The organism is Streptomyces sp. W16 (genome assembly GCF_033194735.1).
Classification (GTDB): domain Bacteria; phylum Actinomycetota; class Actinomycetes; order Streptomycetales; family Streptomycetaceae; genus Streptomyces.
The window spans coordinates 1-15,264 of sequence record NZ_JAWOAI010000227.1 but is presented as its reverse complement, the minus strand read 5'-3'; the positions used below and the strand labels follow the sequence as shown (position 1 = coordinate 15,264).

The 15,264-nt window shown below is 69.8% G+C and carries 13 protein-coding genes; 4 read left to right on the top strand and 9 right to left on the bottom strand.

The genetic code is table 11. The features are described 5' to 3' along the window. Positions 1-91: 91 nt before the first annotated feature. Positions 92-3,007, bottom strand: coding sequence for a toll/interleukin-1 receptor domain-containing protein (locus tag R6V09_RS27585; protein WP_317884139.1), 2,916 nt, complete (start codon positions 3,005-3,007; stop codon positions 92-94). Between the two features lie 149 nt (positions 3,008-3,156). Between R6V09_RS27585 and R6V09_RS27580 the strand changes: the two genes are divergently transcribed. After that, complete coding sequence (locus R6V09_RS27580) at positions 3,157-3,984, top strand: alpha/beta fold hydrolase (RefSeq protein WP_317884138.1); 828 nt, start codon at positions 3,157-3,159, stop codon at positions 3,982-3,984. 108 nt (positions 3,985-4,092) lie between these two features. Here the strand turns inward: R6V09_RS27580 and R6V09_RS27575 are convergent, their stop codons facing one another. Both R6V09_RS27575 and R6V09_RS27570 read right to left on the bottom strand, forming a co-directional pair. Continuing rightward, positions 4,093-5,055: an SDR family NAD(P)-dependent oxidoreductase gene (locus R6V09_RS27575; protein WP_317884137.1), complete on the bottom strand. Its 963-nt coding sequence runs from the start codon at positions 5,053-5,055 to the stop codon at positions 4,093-4,095. A 265-nt stretch (positions 5,056-5,320) separates the two neighbouring features. After that, the gene (locus R6V09_RS27570; RefSeq protein ID WP_317884136.1) at positions 5,321-6,343 is read right to left on the bottom strand and encodes a PHP domain-containing protein; all 1,023 of its coding nucleotides are present in this window, start codon (positions 6,341-6,343) and stop codon (positions 5,321-5,323) included. 80 nt (positions 6,344-6,423) lie between these two features. On the opposite strand from R6V09_RS27570, the gene R6V09_RS27565 reads away from it, so the two are divergent. Next, a complete protein-coding gene (locus tag R6V09_RS27565) occupies positions 6,424-6,660 on the top strand; it encodes a hypothetical protein (protein WP_317884135.1) in 237 nt (78 codons plus the stop codon). Positions 6,661-6,671: 11 nt separating this feature from the next. Here R6V09_RS27565 and R6V09_RS27560 read toward each other — a convergent pair whose 3' ends face one another. Both R6V09_RS27560 and R6V09_RS27555 read right to left on the bottom strand, forming a co-directional pair. Further along, complete coding sequence (locus R6V09_RS27560; protein WP_317884134.1) at positions 6,672-7,913, bottom strand: ricin-type beta-trefoil lectin domain protein; 1,242 nt, start codon at positions 7,911-7,913, stop codon at positions 6,672-6,674. Positions 7,914-8,066: 153 nt separating this feature from the next. Next, positions 8,067-8,693 carry a VanZ family protein gene (locus tag R6V09_RS27555; protein ID WP_317884133.1) on the bottom strand — a complete coding sequence of 209 codons (627 nt, stop codon included), beginning with the start codon at positions 8,691-8,693 and terminating at the stop codon, positions 8,067-8,069. Positions 8,694-8,971: 278 nt separating this feature from the next. Between R6V09_RS27555 and R6V09_RS27550 the strand changes: the two genes are divergently transcribed. Both R6V09_RS27550 and R6V09_RS27545 read left to right on the top strand, forming a co-directional pair. Beyond that, complete coding sequence (locus R6V09_RS27550) at positions 8,972-9,925, top strand: M48 family metallopeptidase (protein WP_317884132.1); 954 nt, start codon at positions 8,972-8,974, stop codon at positions 9,923-9,925. Then, the gene (locus tag R6V09_RS27545; RefSeq protein WP_317884131.1) at positions 9,922-10,452 is read left to right on the top strand and encodes a zinc ribbon domain-containing protein; all 531 of its coding nucleotides are present in this window, start codon (positions 9,922-9,924) and stop codon (positions 10,450-10,452) included. Before R6V09_RS27550 ends, R6V09_RS27545 begins: the two co-directional genes overlap by 4 nt. Here R6V09_RS27545 and R6V09_RS27540 read toward each other — a convergent pair. From R6V09_RS27540 to R6V09_RS27525, 4 genes are all read right to left on the bottom strand, one after another. Continuing rightward, entirely contained in the window at positions 10,434-12,512 is a 2,079-nt protein-coding gene (locus tag R6V09_RS27540) for a caspase, EACC1-associated type (protein WP_317884130.1), read from the bottom strand. The genes R6V09_RS27545 and R6V09_RS27540 overlap by 19 nt on opposite strands. Next, a complete protein-coding gene (locus R6V09_RS27535) occupies positions 12,509-12,898 on the bottom strand; it encodes an effector-associated constant component EACC1 (RefSeq protein ID WP_317884129.1) in 390 nt (129 codons plus the stop codon). Before R6V09_RS27535 ends, R6V09_RS27540 begins: the two co-directional genes overlap by 4 nt. Before the next feature lie 109 nt (positions 12,899-13,007). Further along, the gene (locus R6V09_RS27530) at positions 13,008-13,670 is read right to left on the bottom strand and encodes a DUF4230 domain-containing protein (protein WP_317884128.1); all 663 of its coding nucleotides are present in this window, start codon (positions 13,668-13,670) and stop codon (positions 13,008-13,010) included. A gap of 256 nt (positions 13,671-13,926) precedes the next feature. Then, a partial coding sequence (locus tag R6V09_RS27525; RefSeq protein WP_317884127.1) for a GTP-binding protein occupies positions 13,927-15,264 on the bottom strand: 1,338 nt, incomplete at its 5' end.

Below are 15,264 nucleotides of genomic sequence, written 5' to 3'. Positions count from 1 at the left end.
CGAACCGGAGGGCCCACCGCCCGCCTGGCGCACGGCCCTGGAGGAGCGGGCGCCGCACTGAGGCGTTGCCGTTCCGCTGCCGGGGCCGTTCTCAGCCGGTTGCGCGCGGCGGCAGCGGCGGTGCGGGTCCGACCGGTGGCTCGACCTCGTACGGCTGCGCCGTGAGGTAGCGCAGGAGCTTTTCGACACCCGTGGCATCGATCGGGTCGACGGTGTAATGCGTGACGGTGTGACCGCCCAGATAAGCGGGCAGATCGTCACGGTCACCGCCGGGCAGCACCACTTTCAGAATGCGCCGGTGCCAGCCCGCGGGATTGCCGTAGACCTCGTTCCTGATGTAGCGGGCCTCCCAGATCACGCCCTCACCGGTTCCCGGTGCTTCCATGCCTTCGGCGCGCCGCCGGTACGCCGGGGACGCGACGACCAGGACGTGGTCGGCGGCCTGGAACTCCTCGTGCATCCACAACGCCCAGTCCTGCGGCTCCTCGGCCGCCGAGAGATCCAGCTGGGCATCGACGCCCTGCTTCCGCAGGAGCAGCCAGAGCGCGCGTACCCGTTCGGTGTGTTCGCCGTCGTCGTCCTCTTGTGCGTAGGAGATGAAGACGCGTGGCCCGGGAGCGGCCCCGCCGTTCGACTCCGGTGGCTGCGTCGGGACGCTCAAGCCGAAGACGGCGAGCACGGTGGCCGGGGTCACGGTGTCCCCGGGACCGAGTCGGGGGTGTGGTGTGCCGTTCGGCCGGGCGCCTTCCAGCATCAGGGCGAGTTCCTGACGGCTCAGGGCGCCGAGCAGTTGTGCCGCCCTGTGGTCCTGTACGGCCCAGGCGGCCTTGTCCCAGGGAGTCGCACCGGGAAACGGTGCGAGTACGGTCGCGGCCCGCGATGTGGGGAGTGCGGCAGTGAGTACGTCCGCGAACCGGGCGTCGGGTGCCCACCGTGCACCTTCCCGCCGGGCCTCCTCCCAGTGGGCCAGTGTCTCGCGGGTGTCGTCCTGGATGCCGTCGACCTGATGCCGGAGTGCGGGGGCTGCCCTTGCCGGTTCGGGGACCGCCTGCAGCCCGATGGATCGCGCCAGACGCGACGGGGTCGGCAGGGCGAGGACGCGGCGGTCCTTCGTGTGCGGAAGAACCAGCCGTCGTACGGCGTCGTCGTAGTCGTCCAGAGCGGTGCCGAGACGCTCCGCGAGCCCGAGATCCTCCTCCAGCCGGGCGAGCTGCGACTTCTTGCCGAATGCCTTGCCCAGGTCGTGCCGCACCCTGGCCTGGAACTCCGCCCGGATCAACTCCAGCCGGGGGCCGGCTTCCCGTGCCAGCGCGGCACGGCTCTCGGGCGTCGTCTCGGCCCGGCGCGCGTCGCGCAGGAGCGCCTGAGCGACGGCGTCCCGGTGGTGGACGTGCCAGGCAGAGTGTTCCTCGGGAGTTCTCGCGGATCGGTCGGCAGTGCCGTGCGACTCGTGCACTGCGGCGGCCAGCCGGGGCGACGAGTCGAGGAAGTCCCGGAAACAGCTCTCGTCGCTCCGGCCGCCGAGGTAGAGGCACTCCCGTAGAGACAGGGGCGGCGCAAGGTGCAACAGCCAAGCAGGTGCGTCGCGTTGGGCTCGGCCGACACCTCTGATCACATGGGCACGAAGGTCCTGCGTCGCCGTCGACCAAGCGGATCCGGACGGTGCTGTCCCGTAGTGGTCGGCGAGCCGGTCGAGCACATGGTCGGCGGTGCGCTCGGCATCGGCCGCAAGGGCACATCCGCCGAGCGCGGTCCAGAAGGCGTCGTAGTCCCTGCGGATGTGGTCGGCGTGCGACTCGCCCTCACCGATCCCGGACGCGTAGAACTCCCGCAACGCGTAACGCAGTCGGGAGAACATGCGCTTGGAGAAAACGGGATTCTGCAGACTGCGCCACCAACGGAAGAGTTCCTGCCGGGGCGACATCGGCTTGGGTTGGGTCCACTGGACTGCCGCCGCCTTGATCGTCCTGTTCGTTCCCTCGGTGAGCCTGGGCGGCCTCTCGCGGTACAGGGCTTTCAGCAGGCCCGCGATACGTTCCGGCTCCGAGGCGTCCTGCAGCTCACGGGCGATTCCGGTGAGGCGTCCCGCCCGCTGCTCCCGTGCTTCGAGATCGTCGAGGCGGTGTCTGAGAGAGCTCAGGTCGCCGCCGATTCTCCAGGCGACGGGCTGCTCGCACAGTCTCCGAAGGGCCTGCAGTGCCGCATCCGGCCGCTCGCGCGCGATCGCCGCGCACTCCGCCAGCTCGCTCAGCGCGAGCCAGTCCTGTCGACGCTCCGCGGGCCAGCGCTTGACGTTGTCCAGTCGGAGTCGTGCGTCGCGGGTCAGGGAGTGGATCCGTTCCTCGACCGAGCTCCAGTGGTCCAGGGTCTCGCGGTTGATCTCGTAGTAGTCGTCGACCCAGCGTCTGGCCTTCCGGTAGACCTGCCCGGCGGTGAGATCCCCGAAGGGGAGGACGTGATACTGCGGAGCGCCGAGGTCGGTGAACAGGAGAAGACAGGGCACGTGGCGGCCGATGCCCAGAGTCTGAGCGAGCCGCACGGAGGCCTCCGTGCCCGGTATCGCCGACTCCCAGAACTTGTCGTGACCCGTGATGTGTTGGTGCACCCCGTGGGCGTCCGTGAAGGGAATGAACGCGTCCGGACGCAGCTCCCGCCAGGGGTCCCCCTCCCAGTCGAGCGGCCGGTGCCGCCATGACGAGGTCCCGAGGGCGCGCTGCATCCGGTCCAGGAACGCTCGGGTCGAGAGCCGTCCGAAGGTGACCTCACGCGCGAGGTCCCCCGATTCCCGTTGCGACAAGCCGGAGAAGAAGACGAAGCGGACCCGGTGCGCGGTGGCGATGCTGAGCTCCACTCCATACCGGACCAGGAACTCCCGGGTCACCTCACCGTTGTCACCGAGCAGCAGGATGGTCCACTCGAAGCCGTCGCCGAGCGAACGGTCCTGGTGCTTCTCCTGCCGGAATGCGTAGCGGTAGACGTCGTCGGCCGTGCGCGCCCGAAACCCCATGCCGTCACTGTAAGTTGGGTCGGCTCGACAAGGGGTGACATCGAGTGAATTGCGGTCTTGACCTCAGGAGTAATCGACCCGTCGGCGGACGCCCGGAACCATGAAGGGCGTACCCACTCGCCCTGCCACCGGTTTCCGGGAGGTTCCCCATGCCGTATTTCGCCAGCCCAGTGGACGCTGCCCGACTGCACTACGTCGACTACGGGCCGGCCGACGGGCCGGTGCTGTTCTTCGTCAACAGCGCTTATCTCGGTGCCGAGATGTGGGAGTTCCAGATGCTGCCGCTGGCCGCGGAGGGCTACCGCTGCGTCGGCTTCGACCGGCGCGGGCACGGCCGGTCGGAGGACACGTGGAGCGGGTTCGACCTGGACAGCCTCGGCGACGACCTGCACGGACTCCTCGAACTGCTCGACCTGCGCGAAGTGACGCTGGTCGGCCACTCCATGGGGAGTGTGGAGATCGTGCGCTGTCTGACCCGGCACGGCGCCGGGCGGGTGGCCCGGGTCGCCTTCGTCGGCGGCATCGCCCCGGGCGTGGTGCGCTCCGCCGACCACCCCGACGGCCTGGACCCGGACGTCGTACGCGGGCTCAATGAGGAGTGCCGGCGTGACCGGGCGGCGTTCTTCACCGACGGAGTCGACGCCTTCTTCGCCGTCGACCGGCCCGGCAACGACGTCTCCGCGTCCTACCGGCAGTACATCGTCGATCGGGCCCTGATCTCGACCGCCCACTCGACGGCCGCCGTCCAGGCACTGATCGCTCTCGTGGACGTCGCTCCCGAACTGCCGGAACTCGGCGTGCCGGTGCTCGTCGTGCACGGCACGCACGACACCTCGGCACCCCTGGAACTGACCGCCCGACGCACGGCCCGGCTCGTGCCCGACGGCACGCTGAAGATCTACGACGGTGCCGGCCACGGCCTGTTCGTCACCCACGCCGATCAACTCAACGAGGATCTGCGGGAGTTCGCGAAATGAATCCGACGGCGATGCCGGGACTCCACTTGCGCCGGGGTGTGTTGGACCGGAGCCTGCCGCCCTGTACGGACCGAAGGACCTCGACCCGTCGTAAAGCTGTGCTCGGAACTACCCTGCGAATGCGTTCACACCGGTTAGATCAGCAGACAGCTTCCAGAGGCGTGCCGCCTGCTCGGGGTCCGTCGCCCAGGACTTGACGCCGACGCGCTCGTCGCCGTCGGTGGCGGGCTCGGCGATGTCGCAGTCGTCCAGGTAGACGCCGCCCATGTCGGCCAGTTGGGGCGAGGTCGCCGCCCACACCTCGGTGGCCGCGCCCTGCTCCGGGGACTTGAAGCCCTCGGGGTTGAGCACGTTGCCCTGCTCGTCGATCCAGCCGCGCTCCAGCATCTCCTCCCGGGGGATGTGGCGTTGCAGCGGCGTCATGATGCCGCCCGGGTGGAGGGAGAAGGCACGGACGCCCCGGTCGGCGGCGAGCTTGTCGAGGTGGACGGCGAACAGGACGTTCGCCGTCTTCGCCTGGCCGTACGCCTCCCACTTGTCGTAGCCGTGGGTCCACTGGACGTCGTCCCAGCGCATCCCGGAGAAGTGATGGGCGCGCGAGGACACCGAGACCACGCGGGCACCGCCCGGCTCGATGGCCGGCCACAGGCGGTTGACGAGGGCGAAGTGGCCGAGGTGGTTGGTGGCGAACTGCGCCTCCCAGCCGGGCCCGACACGGGTCTCCGGGCAGGCCATGATCCCGGCGTTGTCGATCATGTAGTCGACGGTGCGGCCGGAGGCGAGGAACCGCTCGGCGAAGGCGCGCACGCTCTCCAGGTCGGCGAGGTCCAGCTCGTCCACCTCGACGCCGGACAGCCCGGCCACGGCCTCACGGGCGGCGTCGGGGCGTCGGGCGGGGACGACCACCCGGGCGCCCGCCTTGGTGAGCGCGCGGGCGGCTTCCAGGCCCAGGCCCGAGTAGCCACCGGTGAGGATCGCGAGCTTCCCGCCGAGGTCGAGGCCCTCCAGGACGTCGTCGGCGGTGCTCTTCGCGTCGAATCCGGAACCGATCTTGTGCTGTGCAGTGGTCATGAAGGGAACGCTACGAATTGGAGTGCGCTCCAAGTCAAGGAGAAGCCCCGACCGCGACGGGGGAATCACGGCCGGGGCGGCCAGGTGGTGGGCACGGAAGGCGGTCGCCTCGCGGCGAAAGGCTCCACAGGGCTTCAGCCGAACGATCTTCCCTGTGGGCGGAGGTTGAGGCCCGGGGACACTGTTCCCTCCGCACCCACAGTCTGTTCAACGGGGAACTACCGGCGAGTGTTCCAGCGGGAGCCGCCGAGGTCGGTGATGTGCATCACTTGCCATTGGTCCAGTCCAGTAGCTCGTCCTTCGACCAGGTGGTCACCACCCGTTCGGCGGGCACCCCGCACTCCTCCGCCCGCGCGCAGCCGTTGATCTGCCAGTCGAGCTGACCGGGCGCATGCGCGTCGGTGTCGATGGAGAACAGCACCCCTGCGTCGACGGCCTTCCGCAGCAGCCGCCTCGGCGGGTCGAGCCGCTCCGGACGGCTGTTGATCTCCACGGCCGTATTCGACGCGGCACACGCGGCGAACACCTCGTCCGCGTCGAACTCCGACTCCGGCCGCGCGGCACCCCCGTCCCGCCCGATGAGCAGCCGCCCGGTGCAGTGCCCGAGGATGTCCGCGTGCGGATTCCGTACGGCGGCCACCATGCGGCGGGTCATGGCGCGGGCTTCCATACGCAGCTTGGAGTGCACGGAGACGACCACCACGTCGAGCCGCTCCAGCAGCTCCGGTTCCTGGTCCAGCGAGCCGTCGTCGAGGATGTCGCACTCGATGCCGGTGAGCAGCCGGAAGGGCGCCCAGGTCTCGTTCAGCGCGGCCACCACGTCCAGCTGTTCGCGCAGCCGCTCGGGGGACAGTCCGCGGGCCACGGTCAGCCGGGGCGAGTGGTCGGTCAGCACCGCCCACTCGTGGCCGAGCCGGGCCGCTGTACGGCCCATCTCCTCGATCGGACTGCCGCCGTCCGACCAGTCGGAGTGGAGGTGGCAGTCCCCGCGCAGCAGGGCCCGCAGCTCTTCGCCGCCGGGACCGGCCGGGGCGGGGGCCTCGGCCTCCAGTTGCTCCAGATAGGCGGGGACCTGTCCGTCCAGGGCCTCGCGGGCCACCTGTGCGGTCTTCGGGCCGATGCCCTTGAGGGACTCCAGCGTCCCGGCCGCCGCGCGTTCGGCGACCTCGCCCTCGGGGAGTGCCGCCAGAACCCTGGCCGCCGTACGGAAGGCGCGTACGCGGTAGGTCGGGGCCAGGGACCGTTCCAGCAGGAAGGCGATCTGGTCCAGTGCCTGCACGGGATCCATCGAGCCTCCTCCCGCGAGAGGCCCCTGGCCAGGCACCTTGGACCACTCGCGACCGCCTGATGCGTTCTAGGCTCTATTGCATGACCGAAATCGCCAGCCCGCACATCTCGACTCCACGGATCATGGTGCTCAAGGTGCACCCGGGCACCCCGCCGTTCCGCATCGTGGAGATCGACGGGGAGATGGTCTGCGAGGCCACCGGGATCACCGACGTACTCCAGGTCGCGGCCGTGTGCGGCATCACGGTCCGCGACCTGGACGACCCGGACGTGGTCCGCTGGGTCGGCGGAGACAAGCTCACCTGGTTGCCGCACTAGGCATCATGGATTCAGCCGACGGTCCACTTCTGGTTGGCGCCGCCCGAGCAGGTCCAGATCTGCAGCGGGGTGCCGTTGGCCGAGTTGTTGCCGGTGACGTCCAGGCACTTGTTGGCCTGTGGGTTGACGATGTCGTTCGCCGAACTGACGGCCCACTGCTGGGCGGCGGAGCCGTTGCAGTCGTAGAGCTGGACCTTGGTGCCGTCCGCGGTGCCGCCGGCGTTCACGTCCAGGCACTTGCCGAGCGCGCGGATCGTGCCGTCGGAGCCCACCGTCCACTGCTGGGCGGTCGAGCCGTTGCAGTCGTAGAGCTGGACGGCGGTCCCGTTGGCGGAGCTCGCCCCGTTGACGTCGACGCACTTGCCGGCGAGGCCCTTGATCGCCACCCCGGTGGCCGTGTCACTCGTGGTGACCGACACCGAGTCCACCACCAGCTGGGCCGGGAAGGCCGTGGCGCTGTTCGGGTCGCCCGGCCAGTCGCCGCCGACCGCCAGGTTGAGTATCAGGAAGAACGGCTTGTTGAACGCCCAGGTGTTGCCGCCCACATCGGCGGGCGTACGGGTCTGGTAGACGACACCGTCGACCGACCACTTGATCGAGTTGGGCGCCCAGTCGACGGCGAAGGTGTGGAAGGCGTCCGCGAACGCCGCGCCGTTCGCCAGCGTGTAGCCGGCGCCGATCCCGTTGGCGCCGGAGTAGCCGGGGCCGTGGATGGTGCCGTGGATCGTGGAGGGCTCGAAGCCGACGTTCTCCATGACGTCGATCTCACCCGAGTTGGGCCAGCCGACCGAGCCGATGTCGGTGCCGAGCATCCAGAACGCGGGCCACATGCCCTGCCCGCGCGGGATCTTCATCCGCGCCTCGACATGCCCGTACTGCGCGCTGAACTTCCCGGAGGTGTTCATCCGGGCCGAGGTGTACTGGCAAGTGCCGTACCAGCACTGGTAGTTGGCGGGGTTCTCCTTCTTGGCCGTGATCACCAGGTGGCCCTGGCCGTCCAGGGCCGCGTTGTTGGTGCCGGACGTGTAGTACTCACGCTCGTGGTTGTTGACGTTGTCGCCGGTCTCCTGCGTCCACTTCGAGGAGTTGACGGCACTGCCGGCCGCTCCGTCGAAGGTGTCGGAGAACGTGACTGCGTCGGCCTGCGCGTCCGACGTGGAGGCCGCCTGCGCCGGACCGATCGCGGCGGACGCGACCAGAGTGGCGGACAGGGCGGCGAAAAGACATCTGCGGAGGAATCGTGGGGAAGCCACGGCATTCCCTTCTGTGCGGCGGACGTGGGGACCGACACGCCGACTGAGGTGGGGGGTGAAAGCGTCGCCTCTTGATTTAAGAAGTGAGATAAGGAGAGCGTCAATACCTTGGTACAGACCAGTAGTTGAATGTTACGGGCCAGTAGTTGATCGTTACGAAGCGGCCTTCGGTGCTTTGGACGCCTTCGGTGCCTTTGATGTCCTTGCCGCCTTCGCGGCGGGCTTCCGCGCGTGCACCGCCCGGCCGAGCCGGCGCCCCAGCAGGACCCAACCGATAAGCGCGCCAGTGGTGTTGAGGATGACGTCGTCGATGTCGAAGGCCCGCCCGGTGATCAGTGCGCCCTGCGCGAACTCCACCAGGAGCATTACGGTCGCCGTCAGCAGCAGCACCTTCAGGATGCCGCGCGCCCGAGGTGCGAACACGGGCACCAGTACCCCGAACGGGATGCCGAGCACCACGTTCCCGCCGATCTGCTTCACGGCGTCGCGCATGGCCGGCTGGTCGAGATAGGCCTTCAGGGAGCGGCCGGGGTGCAGATTGGTGTGCACCAGCGCTTTCGACGCGGGGGACGGCTCCAGGGTCAGCTTGGCCAGTACGACGGCGAACGCCACCATGAGCACGAAGCCGAGCAGCATCGACAACAGGCGTAGCGGGAGGGGGAGCTGGTGGCGCTGGGGAGGTGCGGGCTTCCGCTGTCGCGGTGCGCGGGCCGCTTTCGGCCCGGCCTCGGTCTTGGGCTCGGTCCTGGTGCGGCGCAGACGTGCGACGGTACGGCCCATGCTTTAGGTCCTCCGGTCTTCAACTTCCCTGTGTGCTAGGGCGGTTACCCCCGATTCGGCGGAGGATGCCGTGGGCGACATGGAGTGATTTCCCGTCAGTCCATTGCCGTATGCGTGCCGCGGATGATGACTGATCCGGCGGCCGGGAAGGCGTAACTTCGCCACGAAACGGGCTCGGCCGTGTGTCGCGCTGCGTCACGATGCGCACACGGGCCGGTCATATGCGGGGGGAATCTCGGGTGTCGGCCCTTCAATGGTCTGTACCACTAGGGGGAGCCGTGACACTCGCGTCCTTCAACACCGATGACTTTCTCCATCCACTGGATCTGGCCGCTCGCCAACGACTGGAAAAGGTCCCGGGACTCCAGGCCGCGACGAAGAAGTACCGGAGCATGATCGCGGACCGCCGTGACCGTGCGTGGCTGCTGTCCAACGCGATCCGGCTGGGCCCGCAGCAGTTTCCGGACGTCTACAAGCTGCTGCCGCCGATCTGCGACGCGTTCGGCATCGAGCGGCCCGCCCTGTATCTGATGCCCGGCCCCGCCAACGCGATGACCATCGGACACTCGCGGACCTGCATCGTGCTGCACAACGAAGTGTTCCGGGACCTCCCCGAGGACGAGATCCAGGCGGTGCTGGCGCACGAGTGCGGCCACATCCTCGCCGAGCACGTGCTGTACCGGCAGATGGCGCTGGCGGTGTTCGGCGGTATGGGAGCCCTGAGCGGCAAGGCCGGCATGGTGGCCGCTCTCCTCTCGGAGCCGCTGAAGGCCGCGCTGCTGGACTGGTACCGCAAGAGCGAACTCACCGCCGACCGGGCCGCCGTGGCGTTCATGGGCGGTCCCGACGAACTCCAGCGGGCCCTGTTCCACCTCAACGGGATCCCCAAGTGGCTGCCGAAGGACCAGATCAACTACGACGCCTTCGCGGCACAGGCCGATGAGTTCGACGCCGCGATGAACGAGACGAAACTGGACCGCTTCCTGCTGCGCCAGCTGGACAACGACGCGACCCATCCCAACCCGGCACTCCGGCTGAGGGAGATCCGGCGCTGGGCGGACTCGGAGACGCTCCGCCAGGTTATGGCGATCGCCAAGGGAGCCGGCACGCCGTCGATCGACGGGTCGTCCGGGGAACCGTGCGGCGGGTGCGCCCGTCCGGTGTCGGCCGACTGGCTGTTCTGCCAGGGGTGCGGAGCAGCCCTCGCGGCGGTCCCGGGGGCGGCGTCATGAGCGCTTTCAGCAGCGAGAAGCTCATCGCCGTCTCGGTCCCCGACCTGGCACCGGTGGTCGACGACCTCAAGTCGCACTTCCAGGAACGGGGTTACGAGACAGTCGTCAGCGCGGACCAGGACGGTGCCCATGAGGTCGGTATCACCAAGGGCGGGATGTTCAAGAAGGTGCTGGGCCTGCGCACCGCGCTGAAGATCGACCTGGTGCCACAGCCGACCGGCACGCTCGTCCGGGCCGGGGTCGGAATCTTCGGCAAACAGGTGGTGCCGTTCGTGATCGCCATGCTCGTGACCTGGCCCGTGCTGTTGACCCAGATGTGGGGTCTGATCAGTCAGGCAGGCCTGGACGACGAGGCGATCAAGGTGGCCGAACTGAGTCTGAACCGCATCCACCGGCTGTCGGCCGGGCAGGATCCCGCGGCCGAGCACCTGAACTTCTGTCACCAGTGCGGTCATCCGCGCGAAGGCGACGCCAACTTCTGTACGAAGTGCGGGACTCGGAGCACGAGTCACAAGGCGGCCACGTAACGGGAGATCATGGTCGCCGCCTTCTCGACCACGCCTCGTACCGTCGCCACCCCGTCGACCACGCCCGCGGCGCGCAGATCCTTCAGCGCGCCGTCGGCGCAGTCGAACCCGGAGACCCCGGCCGTCGGCACCGCGTCGAGCCGGGCCAGTACCGCGTCGGCGTCCTGTCCCGCGTTACGGATGAGCTGCCGCAGCGGCGCGGACAGCGCGGCCGAGAACAGACCGGCGTCCGCGCCGAGTTCCCGCCCGGCACGGTGGAGCCCGATTCCCCCTCCGGGGAGCACACCGGAGCGTGCCGCCGACCGGGCGACGGCGAGCGCCCGCACCGCTGTGGCGTGGGCCGGTGTGCCGACGGGCCCGGCGTACACCCGGCCCCGCTCGCTGTCGTCCGGTGCCTCGGTCGGCGGCCAGGTGACAGTGATGGCGGTGGACGTGACAAGGGCGCGGTCGGCCCGGCCCAGCGGCCGGCCGTGCAGCAGGTCCTGGTCCGCCCGGGCGCTCAGCGTGGCCCAGTCGGTGTCGGGACCGGTCGGGCGGACCACGACGACGCTCTCCGAGAACAGACTGTGCAACGAGCCGACCGCGAAGGCGTCGACGCGATCGGCGATGATCAGCAGCGGTGCCGGGGTCCGCCAGCCGATGCCCTGGAGCTCGTCGGCGGGGATCGTCCCGTCCGGCGCGATCAGGACGTACGGCTCGTGCAGGGTGAGCGGACGGGCGGCGGAGTTCGGCACCAGGACCGTCGTGTCCAGGGTGAGCCGGCGGACGAAGGACAGCTCCGGCTGTGCGGCCGAGGCGACGCGGGTGCCGGTGGCGATCTCCACGTGGTGCGCGCCGACGCGGTCCACCGCGGCCAACACCCGTGCTCCTTGCGGGGTGTTGCCCAGTGCGGTGGTCACGGCCAGGCCCAGATCGGACATCGAGGTCTCCTTGCCGTCCTCGTCCGGTCCGGACAGCAGCCGGAGGATCGCGGCGGCCTCCTCCTCGGCGCGGTCGACGATCTCCTCCCAGGGGGCGCCCGACCGCACCGCCTCATGGATGCCGGACAGCAGCTCACCGACGACGATCGCCGCGGTCGCCGCCCCGTCGCCGTGGTCCCGGCGCATGGCGGTCATCACGTCATGGACCAGGCGCATACCGGGCAGCCACCTGCGGTCGGCCTTGTCGAGCGCCGCTTCCAGCGCGGTGAGGGAGTCCGGCCCGCAGGGACCGAGCGTGGGCCGTACGGCGCTCACCGCGACATGGATTCCCACCACGAGATCCGACGCGGGCGCCTCCGCCCTCGCGGTGGGGCGGTGCCGTCGGGAGAGCCAACGGAGCGCGCCCGACCATGGATTGCGCATGAGCTGGAGCTCCCGGATCGTGTTCTCGTGGCTCTGCGACGGCTGCGGCCAACCGTGATCGGCCATGATCTTCTGGGTGTATTCGAAGAGGTCGCCCGGAGTGAGGAAGGGTCTTCCGTTGGGGACGCCCCTGCCGATGACTTCGAGCAGCCCACCGGTGAACGCGGTATGGCGGGCACCCTCGGGGGCTCTGCTCGTCTGCGTCGCTCCGGCCGATGTCAGGACGTAGGCCCCGGAGATGTCCAGCTGGCCCACGATGACGGAGGAGGGATCCGCCATGACGCCGGCCGCGCGCCCGCTGAAGCAGCAGTCCAACACGACCAGCAGGCGCTTGGCGCGGCGGGGCCGGAGCAGATCGCGGACGGACGCGTATCCCAGCCCGGTGAAGCGGGGCAGCTGAGGCGTGGTCCGTCCGGCGGCCAGGATCAGCTGACCGTCCTCCGGGTCGACGAGCCCATGGCCGGCGAAGTACACGAGCAGGGTGTCGAGCGGTTCCCGAGCGAGCCGGTCCAGCGCCTCGACCACGTCGACCGGGTCCCGCGGATCGGGCAGCTCGACGCAATGGTCCGCCGGCAGACCCCACTTGTCCGGGTCGCGCAGCGCCGCGCCGAGATCCGTGAGGTTGTTGGCGACGGCCGGCAACGGGGGCAGCTCCCCATAGGAACTGACCCCGACCAGAAGCGCTTTGGACCGGAGCGGATCGGCGACACCGCTCATGGCGTGCCGTCGGACGGCTCCTGGCTGCCCGACGCGGGGCGCTGTTCCAGGAATCGGGCGATCTGGGTGAGCAGGACGGCGGGATCCTCGACGTTCCCGACCTCCACCTCAAGGATGTCCTGCGCCCTCTCGATCCGTACCTTGACCGGCGTGACCCTGCTGCGCAGCCACACCGAGAGGGAGTTCGCCAGTACCGCCCCTGCACCACCGGCGCCCAAGGACGCCAGCAGGATCTCGCCGACCGCTCCCATGTCACCGTCCCCGGGCACTGGAGCGAGGCGGGCGATGGGTACCTGCCGCAGCCCAGGATCCTGAAGCAGCCACCGCTGCAGGGACCGCAGGTCCGCTTCGCCCTGGTCGGAGTCGACTGTGAGGGTGATGTCCATTTGTGCACTGTGCCACGGGCGTTGGTTACACCGAGTGCGGTTCAGGAACATTGCGTGAACGGAACCCGTGTGCGGCGGACGTGCCCGCACACGGGTTGCCGGCGGTCGCTCAGGCCGCGTACGAGATGGTCACGGTCGTGAAGCCCAGCGAGCCGAGCAGGCCCTTGAGCATGTTTGTGGTGTTGGTCTCGGCGCGGGTGGTCAGAGCGCTGGTCTTCGCCGCCTCGGCGATGTGCTTGGCGGCGAGTTTCTGCACCGCCTGCTCGCTGTTGGGGTTGTCGGAGAAGATGTCGCCCAGGCGGTCCAGCAGCCCGCGCTGCTTGGAGACCGTGTACGAGTGGTCCGGGTCCAGCGCCGGCTTGCCGAGCGTCGCGTGCGGCAGCTTGATGCTGGCCGACGTGCGGTCGCCGTTGACCGTCACGTCCTGCTTGCCGAGCTTGCCCAGGTCGACATAGCCCTCCACGGTGCCGGCGCCGACGTACAGCGTGCGGGTGCCGCGGATCGCCTGGGGCAGGAACTTGGCGTCCTTCTCCAGGTCCACGACGACCTGGAAGTTGCCGGAGGCCGCGTCGTAACGGCTCATGTCCTGAATGGACTTGAGCAGCGCCGGACCCGAACGGTCGTGGGTCTCGGTGCCGAAGATGTCCCGCAGGCCCGGGAGCACGGCAAGCCGGAGCCCGGCGAACAGCACGGCGATCACAACGACGACGGCGGTGAGCACCTTCGCCCAGCCCGGCATGCGCCGGGGTGTACGGCTGATGGAAGTCGTCATGGGGACGGCCCTCCCTTCCTCGGTATCCGCATGCCCCCCAAATCCCCTGTCAGGCCGACCCGTTGGTGGAACGGGCGCGCTGACGGGGGCACGGAGGGCGTACAAGCGGGAAAAGTCACTGTTCCGGCGCGCCAGGAGCCCTGGTCGACCGCGCAGACAGCATTTCCCGGCCGCCTCACCTCATGCGTCTCGTGACCTTTCCGGATCACGGTCCGCTCCATGTTGTGACACTGGCCGTGGACACCCCGAACACGCCTCAACGCGGCGGTAGTTCGCGGTCTCCGGACGGACGCGACCACCACACCCCCTCGCCGTGCGTGAGCCCGGGCAGCGCCGACTCCACCTCCCGCACCCGCCGGGCCGGCAGCTCGCCGGTGATCAGCCAGGTGCCGACGCCCCCGGTCGTCCCGGTGAACTCGGCTCGACAGGACGCGAGTCGCGCGGTCACCGGCGCGAGCGCGTCCAGCGGGACCTCCGTCTCGAACGCGACGTACGGCTCGTACAGCCGTGTCCCCGCCAGCCGCAGCGCCCGGCGCAGCACGATCGGGGTGAGGCCGCGGAAGTGGCCGGCCGTGCTGAGCGGGCCGACGAACCCGGAGCGGGTGAGGGTGACCCGGTAGTCCGTCACGGGAGCGCCGTGCAGCCCGCCGAGCAGGGTCGTGTGGACCGTGTCCTCGACGGCCTGGTGGAACGCGCGGGGGAGCGCGCCGAGTTCGGTCTCGTACGCGAAGACCCCGCCGGATCCGCGCTCTCCCGGTTCCACGCGCAGCCCGATCGTCGCCCAGTAGCGGGTGCCGTCGTGCCACGGAAGTTCGTCGCAGGCTTCGCCGGTCCCGGCCGGGCGTTCCAGGAACCGCACCCGGCTCGGCTCGAAGTCGGCCTCGATGCCGTGGTCCTGGACGAGGGTCGCCGCCAGGACCTCCTTCTGGACCTCGCCGTACAGGAGCAGCACGGTCGCCCCGGAGGCGGCGGGCCGCGCGTGCAGCAGCGGGTCCTGGTCGGCCAGCGCCAGCAGCGCCGAGCGCAGCGCCGCCGCCTGTTCGGTACACCGGGCCCGTACGACCGTCTCCAGGGTCGGCGGCGCGAACTGCGGTGCCCGTTCGGTGAGTTCACCGAGGCGGTCGCCGACCCGGATGTCCTTCGGGCCGGTCAGCGCGCCGATGTTCCCGGCGGTGAGCGGCCCTGCCCGGCCGATCACATCGAGACGCGTGACTCGTCCGGAGACCTCGACGGCCCGTCCGTCCGCCCCGTGCCGGCGGAACGTGAGCCGCTGCTGCGGGGCCACCTCACCGTCGTAGAGCCGCAGATACGCCGTCCGTTCGCGGCCGGGACCGGGGCGTACCGCGAAGACCGTGCCGCGAGGGGTGCCCGGGCGGGCCGCTGCGGGCGGGATCAACTGGACCAGTCGCGCGACGAGTTCGGGGATTCCCTGGCCGCCGAGGGCCGAGCCGAAGAGGAGGGGGTGGATCGAGCCGTCGGCGGTGCGGGTGGCGAGGGCCTTGCTCAGGTCGTCCGGTGTGGGGTGCGGGCCGTCGACGACCGCCGCGAGGACGGACGGGTCGACGTCGGCGAGTGCTTTGGCCAGGTCCGGGTC

Coding starts and splice junctions, on each gene's coding strand:
- R6V09_RS27585 (WP_317884139.1), bottom strand. CDS start 3,007: ATGGGGTTTCGGGCGCGCACGGCCGACGACGTCTACCGCTACGCATTC.
- R6V09_RS27580 (WP_317884138.1), top strand. CDS start 3,157: ATGCCGTATTTCGCCAGCCCAGTGGACGCTGCCCGACTGCACTACGTC.
- R6V09_RS27570 (WP_317884136.1), bottom strand. CDS start 6,343: ATGGATCCCGTGCAGGCACTGGACCAGATCGCCTTCCTGCTGGAACGG.
- R6V09_RS27575 (WP_317884137.1), bottom strand. CDS start 5,055: ATGACCACTGCACAGCACAAGATCGGTTCCGGATTCGACGCGAAGAGC.
- R6V09_RS27535 (WP_317884129.1), bottom strand. CDS start 12,898: ATGGACATCACCCTCACAGTCGACTCCGACCAGGGCGAAGCGGACCTG.
- R6V09_RS27545 (WP_317884131.1), top strand. CDS start 9,922: ATGAGCGCTTTCAGCAGCGAGAAGCTCATCGCCGTCTCGGTCCCCGAC.
- R6V09_RS27540 (WP_317884130.1), bottom strand. CDS start 12,512: ATGAGCGGTGTCGCCGATCCGCTCCGGTCCAAAGCGCTTCTGGTCGGG.
- R6V09_RS27530 (WP_317884128.1), bottom strand. CDS start 13,670: ATGACGACTTCCATCAGCCGTACACCCCGGCGCATGCCGGGCTGGGCG.
- R6V09_RS27565 (WP_317884135.1), top strand. CDS start 6,424: ATGACCGAAATCGCCAGCCCGCACATCTCGACTCCACGGATCATGGTG.
- R6V09_RS27555 (WP_317884133.1), bottom strand. CDS start 8,693: ATGGGCCGTACCGTCGCACGTCTGCGCCGCACCAGGACCGAGCCCAAG.